This window comes from Achromobacter denitrificans NBRC 15125 (genome assembly GCF_001571365.1).
GTDB lineage: Bacteria > Pseudomonadota > Gammaproteobacteria > Burkholderiales > Burkholderiaceae_B > Achromobacter > Achromobacter denitrificans.
This window is the reverse complement of the sequence record NZ_BCTQ01000019.1, coordinates 84,496-99,689: the sequence shown is the minus strand read 5'-3', so window position 1 is coordinate 99,689 and position 15,194 is coordinate 84,496. Positions and strand designations below refer to the sequence as shown.

Genomic DNA, 15,194 nt, shown 5'->3' with positions numbered 1-15,194 from the left:
ACCCGTCCCGCGCAGTCCGCCGTCGCGGGCGGGGATGCCTTTATGAGGGGCGGGAGAAACCGTTCGAGAATAATGTTTTGTATTAATTAGTCATTAATTGAACTATTTTGTTTTTATACCGGTTTTGCGGATTTGCTTCAGGGTTTTTTCTCGGGTCGATGCGATGTCGGGCGGCGATAGAGGTTATCCCCGAGTAGTTTTCCCGCAACAAAAAGGCGCGTGAAATCTTCGGGCGACCGCGATTGCCGCCGCATCTTGCGTGAAAGCAAGGACAGTTGATGGAAATGACGGGTTTTAGCGTGTTACAGCGGCGAAATCCGCCGAAAACGACGTTTTCTCCGGCAGCTTGCAATTCCCGTGGACTTTGCCCACAATATGACCTTGATTGCCCCGGTTCCGACCCGAGCCGGGGTTTTGTTTTGGTCGTCCGCGCCGCACCGTCATTATCGAAGTACCCGGCGGCATCCGCGCGCGGGCCTTTGCGACCTTCACCGAGAACGCTCCGTCGGGGGCGTTTTCTACTTTTGTTTGGGAAACGACATGTCTGCCATTCCTTTGACCGTGCGCGGGGCCGAGCGCTTGCAAGAAGAGCTCCAGCGGCTGAAAACCGTGGAACGTCCCGCCGTGATTAACGCCATCGCCGAGGCGCGCGCGCAGGGCGATCTGTCGGAAAACGCCGAGTACGATGCTGCTCGCGAGCGCCAAGGCTTCATCGAGGGCCGGATTGCTGAGCTTGAAGGCACGCTTTCCAATGCCCACCTGATCGACCCCACCGCCCTTGAGGCCGAAGGCCGCGCCGTGTTTGGCGCAACCGTCGAGATCGAGGACCTGGATTCGGGCGATCGCGTGACGTACCAGATCGTCGGCGACGTTGAAGCCGACATCAAATCGAACCTGATCTCCGTGTCGAGCCCGGTGGCCCGCGCATTGATCGGCAAGAGCGAAGGCGACGTAGTCGAGGTCAAGGCCCCGGCTGGTGTTCGCGAGTATGAAGTCCTGGGCGTTCGTTACATCTGACGCCGAAGTAGTCTGCTGGAAACTGTCAAAACACCATAGTCCGAACCGCGCGTAGCGCGGAATCCGCGGATCAATGCGGGCAGCTGTGGTGGGCCGGGCGCGTAAAGCGCCCGTTTTTGTGCCTGGCGTTTACGGTTTACTATTGCCGGCCCCCTGGGGCCAGCAAGCCGCAGGCGCAGCGTGGGGGCAATATTGCCGCCGTATTTTTTTATTTCGACCGGCGGCTGGTGCCGCTGCGGGCTCCGGCCCGCAGGCTGAGGGCGCTGCCGGCGCGGCGAGGGATGCCGTGGCCGCTGCCGGAGGCCTTCTTGGTGCTGGGGCGCATGGGCTTGCCGTTCTTGTTGAGCTGGTCCGCGGGAACGAAGCGCGTCTTGGGCTTGGGTTCCTCGGTTTCGCTGCGGCGCGGGCGCTTGGCGAGGGTCTTGCCTTCGGCGGCCAGCTTCTTGGGCGTATGGGGCTCGGAAGCGCGGCGTTTGGCCGGGCGTTCGGGTTCCAGGGCGGCCAGCGAGGCGGGCTTGATGTTGCCGGCCAGCGGGCGGAACAGGATCAGGATCTTGCCCAGGTGGTGGACCGGCGCGCACGAGAGCGTGTCGCAGATGGTCGACAGCATGGCTTCGCGGGCTTCGCGGTCGTCGCCGCCGGCGCGCACCTTGATGAGGCCGTGCGAAGTCAGCGCCAGGTCGATTTCCTTGAGCACGGCTTCGGTCAGGCCGTTGTCGCCGATCAGGACGACGGGGCGCAGAGGGTGAGCGGCGGACCGAAGGTCGCTGCGCTCACGAGAGGTAAGTTCTAATATAGGCATGCGTGGAATTGTACGGTAATGGCCAAGAATAAATTCTCCAAAGACTGGATTCACCAGCACATCAATGATCCCTATGTGAAGCTGGCGCAACAGAAGGGCTACCGGGCCCGCGCCGCCTTCAAATTGATCGAGATCCTCGACGCCGAAAAACTGATGCGCCGGGGTGACCTGGTCGTGGACCTGGGCTCGGCGCCCGGCAGCTGGTCCCAGGTCGCGCGCGAGCGCCTGGCGGGGCCGGGCGGCGTCGTGGACGGCCGCATCATCGCGCTGGATCTCCTGCCCATGGAGCCGGTGGCGGGGGTCGAATTCATCCAGGGCGACTTCCGTGAGGATGACGTTTTGAAACAATTGGAAGACATGGTCGGATCGCGCGCGGTAGACCTTGTTATTTCCGACATGGCCCCCAACTTGTCAGGCGTGGGTAGCGCCGATTCGGCGCGTATCCAGCATGTGTGCGAGTTGGCGATGGAATTCGCCTGCGCCCACCTGAAGCCCAACGGGGCGCTGATCGTCAAGGCCTTCCACGGCAGCGGCTTTTCGCAGATCGTGCAGTCCTACAAACAGCGCTTCAAGCGGGTGGTCGAACGCAAGCCGAAGGCGTCTCGGGACAAATCCTCCGAAACCTTTTTGGTTGCGCGCGATCTGAAATAGCCCGGGCCCGCCCGGGCAAGAAAAACCTATCGCCTGCCGAGACAACGACCAGAAAACTTACGAATCAGACGAAATCTAGAGGGGCCCAGGGATGCCAGGACGCAATCTCGCCTGACAGGGTAGAATGGGCTATTGACATACTTGTGACTGTGCCATATGCGGGTGCGCGGTCGCCGGTCGGAATCGAAAGCAGGAGATCGACCTTGAATAATTCATTTTCGAAAGTCGCTGTCTGGATGGTGATAGCCCTCGTGCTATTCACCGTCTTCAAACAGTTCGACGGACGCGCTCAGACGCAGGACGGCGTGACCTACACGCAGTTCATGGACGACGCCAAAGCGGGACGCATCCGCAAGGTCGACGTCCAGGGCGACGTGCTGTACGTCACCCCTGACGCGGGCCGCGCCTACACGCTGACCTCCCCGGGCGACCTCTGGATGGTCTCCGATCTGCTGAAGTACGGCGTCCAGGTGTCGGGCAAGCCGCGCGAAGAGCAATCGCTGCTGATGAGCATCTTCGTCTCGTGGTTCCCCATGCTGCTGCTGATCGGCGTGTGGGTCTTCTTCATGCGGCAGATGCAGGGCGGCGGCAGGGGCGGGGCGTTCAGCTTCGGCAAGTCGCGCGCCCGCATGCTCGACGAGAACACCAACCAGATCACGTTCGCCGACGTCGCCGGCTGCGACGAGGCCAAGGAAGACGTCCAGGAACTGGTCGACTTCCTGCGCGACCCGAGCAAGTTCCAGAAGCTGGGCGGACGCATTCCGCGCGGCGTGCTGATGGTCGGCTCGCCGGGTACCGGCAAGACGCTGCTGGCCAAGGCCATCGCGGGCGAAGCCAAGGTGCCGTTCTTCAGCATCTCCGGCTCGGACTTCGTTGAAATGTTCGTCGGCGTGGGCGCGGCCCGCGTGCGCGACATGTTCGAGAACGCCAAGAAGCATGCTCCCTGCATCATCTTCATCGACGAAATCGACGCCGTCGGTCGCCAGCGCGGCGCCGGCCTGGGCGGCGGCAACGACGAGCGCGAACAGACGCTGAACCAGATGCTGGTGGAAATGGACGGCTTCGAATCCGGCCAGGGCGTCATCGTGATCGCCGCCACCAACCGTCCCGACGTGCTGGATCCGGCGCTGCTGCGTCCGGGCCGCTTCGACCGCCAGGTCGTGGTGCCGCTGCCCGACATCCGCGGCCGCGAGCAGATCCTGAAGGTCCACATGCGCAAGGTGCCGCTCTCGCCCAACGTCGACGCGACCATCCTGGCGCGCGGCTGCCCGGGCTTCTCGGGCGCCGACCTGGCCAACCTGGTCAACGAAGCCGCGCTGTTCGCCGCCCGCCGCAATGGCCGCACGGTGGATATGTCCGACTTCGAGAAGGCCAAGGACAAGATCATCATGGGCGCCGAGCGCCGCTCCATCGTCATGCCCGAAGAGGAACGCAAGAACACCGCGTACCACGAATCCGGCCATGCGATCGTCGCGCGCATGCTGCCCAAGACCGACCCGGTCCACAAGGTCACCATCATCCCGCGCGGCCGCGCGCTGGGCGTGACCATGCAGCTGCCGGAAACCGACCGCTACAGCATGGACAAGGGCCGCCTGCTGTCCACCATCGCCGTGCTGTTCGGCGGCCGCATCGCCGAAGAACTCTTCATGGACCAGATGACGACGGGCGCCTCGAACGACTTCGAACGCGCCACCGCCATCGCCCGCGACATCGTCACGCGCTACGGCATGACCGACGAGCTGGGCCCCATGGTCTACGCCGAGAACGAAGGCGAAGTGTTCCTGGGCCGCAGCGTCACCAAGACGACCCACATGTCGGAAGCCACCATGCAGAAGGTGGACACCGAGATCCGCCGCATCATCGACGAGCAATACGGCGTGGCGCGCAAGATCCTGGAAGACAACCGCGACAAGGTCGAAGTCATGACCGCCGCGCTGCTGGAATGGGAAACCATCGACGCCGACCAGATCAACGACATCATCGAGGGCCGTCCGCCGCGTCCCCCGAAGACGCCTTCGGGGCCGTCGGACACCTCCGACACGCCCCCGACCGGCCTGGCGACAGGTGGCAACACGGCGGCTGCGGTCTGAGGGCTTTCGTCCTGAGTTATGGCAAATAACTTTCTTTGCGGGCGCTTCGAGTTTGATCTCGAGCGCCCGCTTGTCATGGGTATCGTCAATGTCACGCCGGACTCGTTTTCCGACGGCGGCCAGCACGACGATACGGATTCCGCGGTGGCGCATGCGCGCCAGTTGATCGAAGAGGGCGCCCAGATCCTGGACCTGGGCGGCGAATCCACGCGGCCCGGCGCCGATCCCGTCTCCGTGGGCGACGAACTGGCCCGGCTGCTGCCGGTGATCGAGGCGCTGCGCGACTGCGGCGTGCCGCTGTCGATCGACACTTTCAAGCCGGAAGTCATGCGGGCCGTGCTGGACGCGGGCGCCGACATGATCAACGATATCTACGGCTTTCGTCAGCCTGGCGCCGTCGAGGCGGTGGCGCAATCGCGCTGCGGGCTGTGCGTGATGCACATGAAGGGCGAGCCTCGCACCATGCAGGCGACCCCGCCCGAATACACCGACCTGATCGGTGAAATCGGGATTTTTCTGGGAGCTCGCGCGCACAAGCTGCGCGCCGCCTGGGTCGATCCCCGCCGCATCGTGCTCGATCCGGGCTTCGGCTTCGGCAAGACTGGCGACCAGAACTTCCAACTGTTGCGCCGGCTGTCCGGCCTGCGCAGCATCGGCTATCCATTGCTGATCGGCCTGTCGCGCAAAACCATGATCGGCCAGGCGACTGGCCGGCCGGTGAACGACAGGTTGCCCGGCAGCATCGCCGCGGCGCTGGCCTGCGTGGCGCGGGGCGCCTCCATCGTGCGCGTGCACGATGTGGCCGCCACCGTCGACGCACTCAAGGTCTGGCACGCGGCAGAACAAGGAGCAATCACTTCATGATTCGACGCAAGTATTTCGGCACCGATGGCGTGCGCGGCGAGGTTGGCGGTCCGGTGATCAACGCCGAATTCGCCCTGCGCCTGGGCTACGCGGCCGGGCGCGTGCTGGCGCGCGAGCACGCCGTGCGCGGCGGCAGCCGTCCCCAGGTCGTGATCGGCAAGGACACGCGGATCTCCGGCTACATGCTGGAGTCGGCCCTGGAGGCCGGCCTGTCGGCCGCGGGCATCGACGTGCTGCTGGCCGGGCCGGTCCCGACGCCGGCGGTGGCCTACCTGACGCGCGCCTTGCGCCTGGTGGCGGGCATCGTCATCAGCGCCTCGCACAATCCGTACCACGACAACGGCATCAAATTCTTCTCGGCGCAGGGCATGAAGCTGCCCGACGAGATCGAGGCCGACATCGAAGCCGCGCTGGACGAGCCGCTGGGCTGCGTGGCCTCGGAAGGCCTGGGCCGCGCCCGCCGCATGGGCGACGCGCAGGGCCGCTACATCGAGTTCTGCAAGAGCACCTTTCCCAACGACCTGGACCTCAACGGGATGTCCATCGTGGTCGACGCCGCCCACGGCGCCGCCTACAACATCGCGCCGCACGTCTTCCGCGAGCTGGGCGCCGAGGTGCATGCCATCGGCGTGCATCCCGACGGCTTCAACATCAACAAGGGCGTGGGCGCGCTGCATCCCGAGCTGCTGGCCAAGGAAGTGAGCGCGCGCGGCGCCCAGCTGGGCATCGCGCTCGACGGCGACGCGGACCGCCTGCAGATGGTGGACGGCGACGGCCGCATCTACAACGGCGACGAGCTCATGTACGCCATCGTCCGCGAGCGCATGCAGCGCGGCAAGGTGGACGGCGTGGTGGGCACGCTCATGACCAACTTCGGCTTCGAGCGCGAAATGAAGCGCCTGGGCGTGGGCTTCGAACGCGCCAACGTGGGCGACCGCTACGTGCTGGAGCAGATGCAGGCGCGCGGCTGGCTCTACGGCGGCGAAAGCTCCGGCCACCTGCTGTGCCTGGACTGCCACTCCACCGGCGACGGCATCGTGGCCGCGCTGCAGGTCCTGACCGCGCTGCGCCGCAATGCGGTGGGCCTGTCGGAGTGGGTGAGCGACCTGCGCATGTACCCGCAGAAAATGATCAACGTGCCGCTGGCGCCGGGCCTGGACTGGAAAACCCACGCCGGGCTGACCGCGGCGCGCAAGGCCGTCGAGGCGGATCTGGACGGCCGCGGCCGCATCCTCATCCGCGCCTCCGGCACCGAACCGAAGCTGCGCCTGATGGTGGAAGCCGAAGACGAGGCGCTCGCCGTCGCGTCGGCGGAGAAGCTGGCGGCCAGCCTGGGATAAATGGACGCGTCTTGCGTTGAGACAAAGGCCACCCGTCGCCTGATGGGTGGCCTTTCTTTGTCATCAATTAGCATTGGTTTGTAAAGAATTGTCGATATCTGCCCAAAATGAAGGGTTCTTCGCCGAACTAAACTTCATAGTCACGTAACATATTGGTCAAGTCTTTGACATACAGGGCGTCCACACTGACTGGACTCTCTAGGAGCTTCGCGCAATGCTGGAATTAGCACGCATCAATCCGAGCCGTAATGCCGCAGAACCTTGGACCGGCGCCGCCGCCAAGGTGCTGGTGGTGGGCTTGGCGCGCACCGCTGAAGAAATCGAGCAGATTCAACGCCTGCGCTACGAGGTCTTCACGGAGGATATGGGGGCGGTGTTTCCCGATGCGCAGGATGGCGTCGAGCACGACCGCTTCGACCCGTTTTGCGAACACCTGATGGTCCGCGAGCTGGATAGCGGCCGCGTCGTGGGCACGTACCGCATCCTGACGCCCGAGAAGGCGCGGGAGGCGGGCGGATACTATTCGGAGTCCGAGTTCGACCTGTCCGGCCTGGGCCCGATCCGGGACGAGGTGGTCGAAGTCGGCCGCTCCTGCACGCACGCCGACTACCGCGGCGGCGGCGTCATCATGCTGCTGTGGTCCGGCCTGGCCGAATACCTGCGCCGCGGCGGTTACGAATATGTGCTGGGCTGCGCCAGCGTGAGCCTGCGCGACGACGGCGTCACTGCCGCCGAAGTCTGGCGCACGATCTCCAAGCACCTGCCGCAGGGCGACGAGCCGCGGGTCACGCCGCTGCACCGCTACCCCGTGGAAAAGCTGAACAGCACCCTGCCGGCCCGCGTGCCGCCGCTGATCAAGGGCTACCTGAAGCTGGGCGCCAAGGTCTGTGGCGAGCCCGCCTGGGATCCGGACTTCAATGCCGCGGATTTCCCGGTGCTGCTCAAGATGGAACGCATGGACGAGCGTTACCGCCGTCATTTCGGCCTGGATCAGCCGGCCGCCGCGACCGCCCAGCGCTGAGACCGCCATGCGCCGCCTCTTCCGCCGCATGAAGATCAGGCTGATACGGCGGGCGACGCGGCCCCTGCGCATGGAACTCAAGCGGCTCGACCGCGAAACGGATCTTTCACCCTTCTAGCGCTGGCGTGCAAGGCACGGCCGGCCGCGCGGCGGGCGGCTTTGCCGCCCGCGCCGCTTCCTAGAACTCCAGCAGTTCGAACGAAAATCCCACCTTGTTCCATTCGGCTTCTTCGGCGCGCAGCGTGAAGTCGCTCAGGGGGTGCTGGGCCAGCCAGTCGCGGTTGACGCGCACGACGATGGACGTGTCGCGCACGGAGGCGGTCAGCGGCAGCGGTTCGATCTCGTTGCGGCGGCGGAACAGCAGCACCGCCAGGCGCAGGCTCAGAATGGCCTTCCATTGGGGGCGCGAGCGCACCAGCGGTTCAAGCTTGGTCAGCTTGCCCTGATGGCCGAGGGCCAGCAACGCCAGCAGTTGCTGGTCGGCCCGTGAAAAGCCCGGCATGTCGGCGTTTTCCAGCACGTAGGCGGTGTGCTTGTGATACGCGTTGTGGGCGATGGACAGGCCCACTTCGTGCAGGTCCGCGGCCCAGCCCAGCGCCGGACGCAGTTCGGCGCGCTCCGGACCGTCCGGGAACATCGCGTCGAACAACGTGAGGGCCGCGTGGCGCACGCGGCGCGCCTGGTTGAGGTCCACGTGGTAGCGCTTCATGAACTGGCGCACCGATTCGTCGCGCTTGTCGTGCTCGTCGTCGCGGCCGAGCAGGTCGTACAGCACGCCCAGGCGCAGCGCGCCGTCGCCGGTGTGCATGACCTCGATGCCCAATTCGTCGAAGAGGGCGCTCATGATGGCCAGGCCGCCTGGCAGCACGTCCGCGCGTTCGATCTTGATGCCGGGCAGCTCGGAGGGAATGACGCGGCCCGAGCGCACGATGCGGTCTTTCAGCTTGGTCAGGCCGGCGCGCGTGATGCCGCGGTCGGAGAAGCGGCTTTCGGTCAGGATGGCGAACAGCGCCTTGGCCGTGCCGGACGACCCGTAGGCCTCTTTCCAGCCCATCTTGCGGTATTGCTTGGCGATGACTTCGATTTCGCGCCGGGCGGCCAGTTCCGCCTGCTTCATCTGGTGCGCGTCCACCACGCCGTCCGAGAAGAACTGGCGGCTGAAGCTGACGCAGCCCATGTAGAGCGAGGACATCAGCGAGGGTTCGTGCCCCTTGCCGATGATGACCTCGGTGGATCCGCCGCCGATGTCGATGACCAGCCGCTTATTGGGCGAGGGGGGCAGGGTGTGCACCACCCCCGAGAAGATCAGGCGGGCCTCTTCGCGGCCGGCGATGACTTCGATGGGGAAGCCCAGCGCGGCCTCGGCCCGAGGCAGGAAGTCGCGGGTGTTGCGCGCCACGCGGAAGGTGTTGGTGGCGACGGCGCGCACGCGGTTCGGGTGGAAGCTGCGCAGGCGGTCGCCGAAGCGCTCCAGCACCGCGATCGCGCGGTCGATGGCGTCGTCGCCCAGCCGTTTTTCGGCGTCCAGCCCGGCGGCGAGCCGGACGGTTTCCTTGAGGCGATCGATCTGGTAGATCTGGGGCGTACCGTCCTGCTGAACGATGCGTCCGATGGAGAGGCGAAAGCTGTTGGACCCGAGGTCCACCGCGGCCAGAAGTTGATCCATGCGGCTCGTGAAATATTGGCTGTGAGGTGGCCTGATTATAGAGACCCCATGTGACAGCGTTCCGAACCCCGTGTTTTTTCTTACGGAACAGGGGGTTGGGAGAATATATCGGACCGTTATACGTCCCGGTTTTGGCGTACGCTACGTTTTTGGCGTTGTGTCATGGAACCGTCACTTTTTTGCAGTAAAACTCCACGCTCCCCCTACGTATGGAACCCGGTATGCCCTCACGCCCTCCCGCCGAGCCCTTGCTCATGAATCGCGAGCTGTCGCTGCTGAAATTCAATGAACGTGTGCTGGCGATGGCGGAGGATCCGAAAACGCCCCTGCTCGAACGATTGCGCTATGTGTGCATCGTCAGTTCCAACCTGGACGAATTCTTCGAGATCCGGATTTCCAGCCTGAAGGAGCAGCAGCGCCAGTCGCCGAACCTGGTGGGGCCCGACGGCATGACCCCGGACGTGGCGTTCGAGCACGTCCAGCAGGCCGTGCACGAACTGGTCGGGCGCCAATACAACCTGCTGAACGACGAGATCCTTCCCGCCATGCACGCGGAGGGCATCACCCTGCATCACGCGTCCGAATGGAATCCGCAGCAGCAGGAATGGGCGCGCGAAGTGTTCAACCGCGACGTGATGCCGCTGCTGACCCCCATCGGGCTGGATCCGGCGCATCCCTTTCCGCGCGTCTATAACAAAAGCCTGAATTTCATCGTGTCGCTGTCGGGGGCGGACGCGTTCGGCCGCCAGGCCTCGATCGCCGTGGTGCAGGCACCGCGCGCGCTGCCGCGCCTGATCAAGATGCCGCAGGAGCTCTCCGGCCACCCCGAGGGCTACATTCTGCTGACTTCGCTTTTGCGCGCCTTCGTCGGCGAGCTGTTCCCCGGCCTGGAGATGCTGGGTTGTTACCAATGGCGGGTGACGCGCAACAGCGACCTGTTCGTGGACGAAGAGGAAGTCACCAACCTGCGCCACGCCCTGCAGGGCGAACTGTCGCAGCGCAATTTCGGCGCCGCCGTCCGGCTGGAGATCGACAAGCTGACGCCGGTCGAGCTCGAAACCTTCCTGCAGCGCGAGTTCTCCCTGAAGGCCGAGGACACCTACCGCGTGCCCGGCCCGGTGAACCTGTCGCGCCTGATGCAGCTGTGCAATTCGGATTCGCGGCCGGATCTGCTGTTTCCCGACTACCGCGCGCCCGTGCCGGCGCCGTTCGACAAGGTGGGCGACAAGCCCTCCGAGCTGTTCGAGGCCGTGGCCGAGCGGGACCGGCTGCTGCATCACCCCTACCAGTCGTTCCAGCCCGTCATCGATTTCCTGACCGCCGCCGCGCTGGATCCGGACGTCATGGCCATCAAGCAGACCATCTACCGCACCGGCGAGGACTCCGAGCTGATGAAGATCCTGCTGGCCGCGGCGCGCGCCGGCAAGGAAGTGACGGTGGTGGTGGAACTGATGGCGCGGTTCGACGAGCAGACCAACATCAACTGGGCTTCCAAGCTGGAAGAGGTGGGCGCCCACGTGGTGTACGGCGTGGTGGCGCACAAGACGCACGCCAAGATGGCCGTGGTACTGCGCCGCGAGAAAGGGCGCCTGCGCCGCTACGCCCACCTGGGCACCGGCAACTACCATCCGCGCACGGCGCGCCTTTACACCGATTTCGGCCTGCTGACCGCCGATCCCCGGCTGTGCGAGGACATGGACAAGGTGTTCGCGCAACTGACCGGCCTGGGCGCGCGCCGCTCGCTCAAGGCGCTGATGCAGTCGCCATTCACCATGCACGACGGCATGGTCGCCCTGATCCGCGCCGAGGCCCGGGCGGCCAAGGCGGGCAAGCGTTCCCGCATCATGGCCAAAATGAACTCCCTGCTGGAAGAGCAGGTCATCGAAGAGCTCTACAAGGCCGGGCAGGCCGGCGTGAAGATCGACCTGATCGTGCGCGGCGTGTGCGCCCTGCGGGCGGGCGTGCCGGGGCTGTCCGAGAACATCCGGGTGCGCTCCATCGTGGGCCGCTTCCTGGAACATTCCCGGGTCTTCTACTTCTATGCCGACGGCGAGGAAACCGTCTACCTGTCCTCGGCCGACTGGATGGACCGCAATTTCTTCCGCCGCGTGGAAATCGCCTTCCCGATCTACGACAAGACCCTGAAAAAACGAGTGATCGACGAGGCCTTCACCTACGCCCTGCGCGACAACCAGCTCGCCTGGCAGCAGCAGCCCGACGGCGACTACGCCCGCGTCAAGAGCCGCCGCGAACCCTTCAACGTGCATCAGTACCTGATGCAGAAGCTCGGCGTGTAACTCCCGCCGCCCGAAAGGGGCGGCGTTTCGACGCAACGCCCCGATCCACACCAGCTGATCCGTCCCCGCGGATCCGCCTCCGGTGCCCCCCACTCGCCTCCAGCGCCCCGCACACCCATGGCCGACATCCGAGGCAAGGTGCCCCAAAGCCAGGCCGCGCGGATCCGGCTCCGCCGGTCCGCCACCGGCGCCCCCCTGGGGGGGAAGGCGCGCAGCGCCTGCGGGGGGGGGATCATGACTGTCACTATCCTGTCATCTTGGACTTCTAAGATGCGAGGGTCGCTGAAAGACAGGCAGTTCCCAAGCCTGCCAAGACTCCTCCAACGAGCACAGAAGGAACCCAGATGTTCAAACGTGTCTTCAAACAAGTTTCCCTGGGCGTCGCGCTGAGCGCCGCCGTCTTCGCCGTCCAGGCCGCCGATGTGACCGGCGCCGGCGCATCGTTCCCGTACCCGATCTACGCCAAGTGGGCGTCGGACTACAAGGCTGCCACCAACAACGCCGTGAACTACCAGTCGATCGGTTCGGGCGGCGGCCAGCAGCAGATCATCGCCAAGACCGTCGATTTCGGTGCTTCGGATGACCCGATGAAGGCAGCCGACCTGGAAAAGAACGGCCTGCTGCAGTTCCCCGCCGTGATCGGCGGCACCGTTGCCGTGGTCAACATCGACGGCGTGGAGCCGGGCAAGCTGAAGCTGTCGGGCACCGTGCTGGCCGACATCTTCCTGGGCAAGATCAAGAAGTGGGACGACGCCGCCATCAAGGCGCTGAACCCCGACCTCAAGCTGCCGTCGGCCGACATCATCGTCGTGCACCGTTCGGACGGCTCGGGCACCACCTTCGGCTGGACCAACTACCTGTCCAAGGTGTCGGCCGACTGGAAGTCGCAGGTCGGTGAAGGCAAGGCCGTCAAGTGGCCCACCGGCCAGGGCGGCAAGGGCAACGAAGGCGTCGCCGCCTACGTCGGCCAACTGAAGAACTCGATCGGCTACGTCGAATACGCCTACGCCAAGCAGAACAAGCTGGCCTGGACGCAGTTGCAGAACAAGGACGGCAAGTTCGTCCAGCCCGAGCAGAAGGCCTTCGCCGCCGCGGCCGCCAACGCCGACTGGAAGAGCGCGCCCGGCATGGGCGTGGTCCTGACCGACGAGCCGGGCGCCGATTCGTGGCCCGTGACCGCCGCCACCTTCATCCTGGTGCACAAGTCGCAAGACAAGCCGGCCCAGGGCAAGGCTGTGCTGGAGTTCTTCGACTGGGCGTTCAAGAACGGCGCCAAGTCGGCCGAAGCGATGGACTACGTGCCGCTGCCGGAAGCCGTGACCAAGGAAATCCGCGCCGCTTGGGGCGAGGTCAAGGCCGCCGACGGCAAGGCCGTCTGGTAGGATGGGTGTAGCGCGGCAAAGACTCGGCAAGAATGCCGGCCCGGAGCGCGCGCAACCCATCACGACCGCCCTGGCCTTCCCTCCAAGGAAGCCAGGGCCGGCCCGCCCCAACCCCCCGAAGTCTCTCCCTCAGATTTTCCAAGGAAAGTCCATCCATGAGCGCGGTAATGGATAATAGTGTGCCGCTTCCGCCCAGCGTGGCGGACTCCGTGACTACCGGCACGCCTTCGCCTATGAAGCAAAACAACAACGCGCTGATGGATGCGCTATTCAAGAATCTGACACGGCTGTTCGCCTTCCTGGTGTTCATCCTGTTGGCGGCGATCCTGGTGTCCCTGATTTATGGCAGTCGGGAATCGCTGGCCAAATACGGCCTGTCGTTCCTCTGGCTCAACGACTGGGACCCCGTCAACCAGAACTACGGCGCGGTCGTGCCCATCATCGGCACGCTCCTGACCTCGGCCATCGCCCTGATCATCGCCGTGCCCGTGTCGTTCGGCATCGCCATCTTCCTGACCGAACTGTCGCCCACCTGGCTGCGTCGCCCATTGGGCACCGCCATCGAAATGCTGGCGGCCATTCCGTCCATCATCTACGGCATGTGGGGCCTGTTCGTCTTCGTCCCCGTGTTCCAGCAATACGTGCAGCCCTTCCTGATCGCCACGCTGGGCAGCGTGCCCGTGATCGGCGGCATCTTCGCGGGGCCGCCCTTCGGCATCGGCATCTTCACGGCGGGCCTGATTCTCTCGATCATGATCATCCCGTTCATCGCCGCGGTCATGCGCGACGTGTTCGAACTCGTGCCGACGATGCTCAAGGAATCGGCCTACGGCCTGGGCAGCACGACCTGGGAAGTGATGTGGCGCGTGGTCCTGCCGTTCACGAAGTCCGGCGTCATCGGCGGCATCATGCTCGGCCTGGGGCGCGCGCTGGGCGAGACCATGGCCGTCACCTTCGTCATCGGCAACGCCTTCAAGTGGTCCGGCTCGCTGTTCTCGCCCGGCAACTCGATTGCCTCCGCGCTGGCCAATGAATTCAACGAAGCGGGCGGGATCCAGAAAGCGGCGCTCCTGGAACTGGGCCTGATCCTGTTCCTGATCACGACGATCGTGCTGGCGCTGGCCAAGGTGCTGTTGATTCGCCTCTCCGCCAACGAAGGCAAGAAGTCCTGACGCGCCGCGAGCACAAGGAAAAAACATGGCTGTATCCGTACTCAATATGCAGAACGGCATCTACCGCCGGCGCCGCGTGGTCAACCGCATCATGTTGACCGTCTCGCTGGGCACGCTGGCGTTCGGGCTGTTCTGGCTGTTCTGGATCATTCTGACCCTGCTGGTCAAGGGCGCGCCCGCCCTGTCGCTGACCCTGTTCACCGAGATCACCCCGCCGCCCGGACAGGCCGGCGGCCTGATCAACGCCATCTTCGGCAGCGTGGTCATGGCTGGCGTCGGCACGCTGATCGGCACGCCGGTCGGCATCCTGGCCGGCACCTACCTGGCCGAATACGGCCACCGCGGCTGGCTGGCGCCGGCCACGCGCTTCCTGAACGACGTGCTGCTGTCGGCTCCTTCCATCATCATCGGCCTCTTCATCTACGCCGTGTACGTGGCGCAGGTGGGGCACTACTCGGGCTGGGCCGGCGCGCTGGCGCTCTCCATCCTGGTGATCCCGGTGGTGGTGCGCACCACCGACAACATGCTGCTGCTGGTTCCCAACAGCCTGCGCGAAGCCGCCGCGGCGCTGGGCTGCCCCAAGTGGCGCATGATCACCCTGGTGTGCTATCGCGCCGCCAAGACCGGCATCATCACCGGCGTGCTGCTGGCCATCGCCCGCATCTCCGGCGAGACCGCGCCGCTGCTGTTCACCGCGCTGTCCAACCAGTTCATGTCGTTCAACATGAACGCGCCGATGGCCAACCTGCCGGTCGTGATCTACCAATACGCCGCCAGCCCCTTCAAGGACTGGAACAACCTGGCCTGGGCCGGGGCCACGCTGATTACGTTGCTGGTGCTGGGCATCAACATCATTGCCCGCAACATGTTCCGCAAGTAAAGATCGCTATAC

The 15,194-nt window shown here is 64.9% G+C and carries 12 protein-coding genes; 10 read left to right on the top strand and 2 right to left on the bottom strand.

What is annotated here, in order from left to right; genetic code table 11:
* Window positions 1-540 precede the first annotated feature (540 nt).
* Entirely contained in the window at window positions 541-1,017 is a 477-nt protein-coding gene (gene greA / locus ADE01S_RS17130; protein WP_062682934.1) for a transcription elongation factor GreA, read from the top strand.
* Between the two features lie 208 nt (window positions 1,018-1,225).
* Here greA and ADE01S_RS17125 read toward each other — a convergent pair whose 3' ends face one another.
* Window positions 1,226-1,819 carry a YhbY family RNA-binding protein gene (locus ADE01S_RS17125; RefSeq protein ID WP_062682933.1) on the bottom strand — a complete coding sequence of 198 codons (594 nt, stop codon included), beginning with the start codon at window positions 1,817-1,819 and terminating at the stop codon, window positions 1,226-1,228.
* A gap of 18 nt (window positions 1,820-1,837) precedes the next feature.
* Here ADE01S_RS17125 and ADE01S_RS17120 point away from each other — a divergent pair, with 18 nt between their 5' ends.
* The 5 genes from ADE01S_RS17120 to ADE01S_RS17100 all read left to right on the top strand — a co-directional run bounded on the left by ADE01S_RS17120 (window position 1,838) and on the right by ADE01S_RS17100 (window position 7,785).
* Entirely contained in the window at window positions 1,838-2,470 is a 633-nt protein-coding gene (locus ADE01S_RS17120; RefSeq protein ID WP_062682932.1) for an RlmE family RNA methyltransferase, read from the top strand.
* A gap of 203 nt (window positions 2,471-2,673) precedes the next feature.
* A complete protein-coding gene (gene ftsH / locus ADE01S_RS17115; protein WP_062682931.1) occupies window positions 2,674-4,560 on the top strand; it encodes an ATP-dependent zinc metalloprotease FtsH in 1,887 nt (628 codons plus the stop codon).
* Between the two features lie 18 nt (window positions 4,561-4,578).
* Window positions 4,579-5,424 (top strand): dihydropteroate synthase, encoded by an 846-nt coding sequence (gene folP, locus ADE01S_RS17110; RefSeq protein ID WP_062682930.1) that lies wholly within the window; start codon window positions 4,579-4,581, stop codon window positions 5,422-5,424.
* Window positions 5,421-6,764, top strand: coding sequence for a phosphoglucosamine mutase (gene glmM / locus ADE01S_RS17105; RefSeq protein WP_062682929.1), 1,344 nt, complete (start codon window positions 5,421-5,423; stop codon window positions 6,762-6,764). Before folP ends, glmM begins: the two co-directional genes overlap by 4 nt.
* Before the next feature lie 214 nt (window positions 6,765-6,978).
* The gene (locus ADE01S_RS17100; RefSeq protein WP_062682928.1) at window positions 6,979-7,785 is read left to right on the top strand and encodes a GNAT family N-acetyltransferase; all 807 of its coding nucleotides are present in this window, start codon (window positions 6,979-6,981) and stop codon (window positions 7,783-7,785) included.
* Window positions 7,786-7,963: 178 nt separating this feature from the next.
* On the opposite strand, the gene ppx is transcribed toward ADE01S_RS17100, so the two are convergent.
* A complete protein-coding gene (ppx, locus tag ADE01S_RS17095) occupies window positions 7,964-9,451 on the bottom strand; it encodes an exopolyphosphatase (protein WP_062682927.1) in 1,488 nt (495 codons plus the stop codon).
* A 221-nt stretch (window positions 9,452-9,672) separates the two neighbouring features.
* Between ppx and ppk1 the strand changes: the two genes are divergently transcribed.
* From ppk1 to pstA, 4 genes are all read left to right on the top strand, one after another.
* On the top strand, window positions 9,673-11,748 hold the full coding sequence (gene ppk1 / locus ADE01S_RS17090) for a polyphosphate kinase 1 (protein ID WP_062682926.1): 2,076 nt from the start codon (window positions 9,673-9,675) through the stop codon (window positions 11,746-11,748).
* Window positions 11,749-12,092: 344 nt separating this feature from the next.
* Entirely contained in the window at window positions 12,093-13,130 is a 1,038-nt protein-coding gene (gene pstS / locus ADE01S_RS17085) for a phosphate ABC transporter substrate-binding protein PstS (protein WP_062682925.1), read from the top strand.
* A gap of 155 nt (window positions 13,131-13,285) precedes the next feature.
* Entirely contained in the window at window positions 13,286-14,302 is a 1,017-nt protein-coding gene (gene pstC / locus ADE01S_RS17080; protein ID WP_062682924.1) for a phosphate ABC transporter permease subunit PstC, read from the top strand.
* A gap of 25 nt (window positions 14,303-14,327) precedes the next feature.
* The gene (gene pstA / locus ADE01S_RS17075; protein WP_075873369.1) at window positions 14,328-15,182 is read left to right on the top strand and encodes a phosphate ABC transporter permease PstA; all 855 of its coding nucleotides are present in this window, start codon (window positions 14,328-14,330) and stop codon (window positions 15,180-15,182) included.
* Window positions 15,183-15,194: the final 12 nt, after the last annotated feature.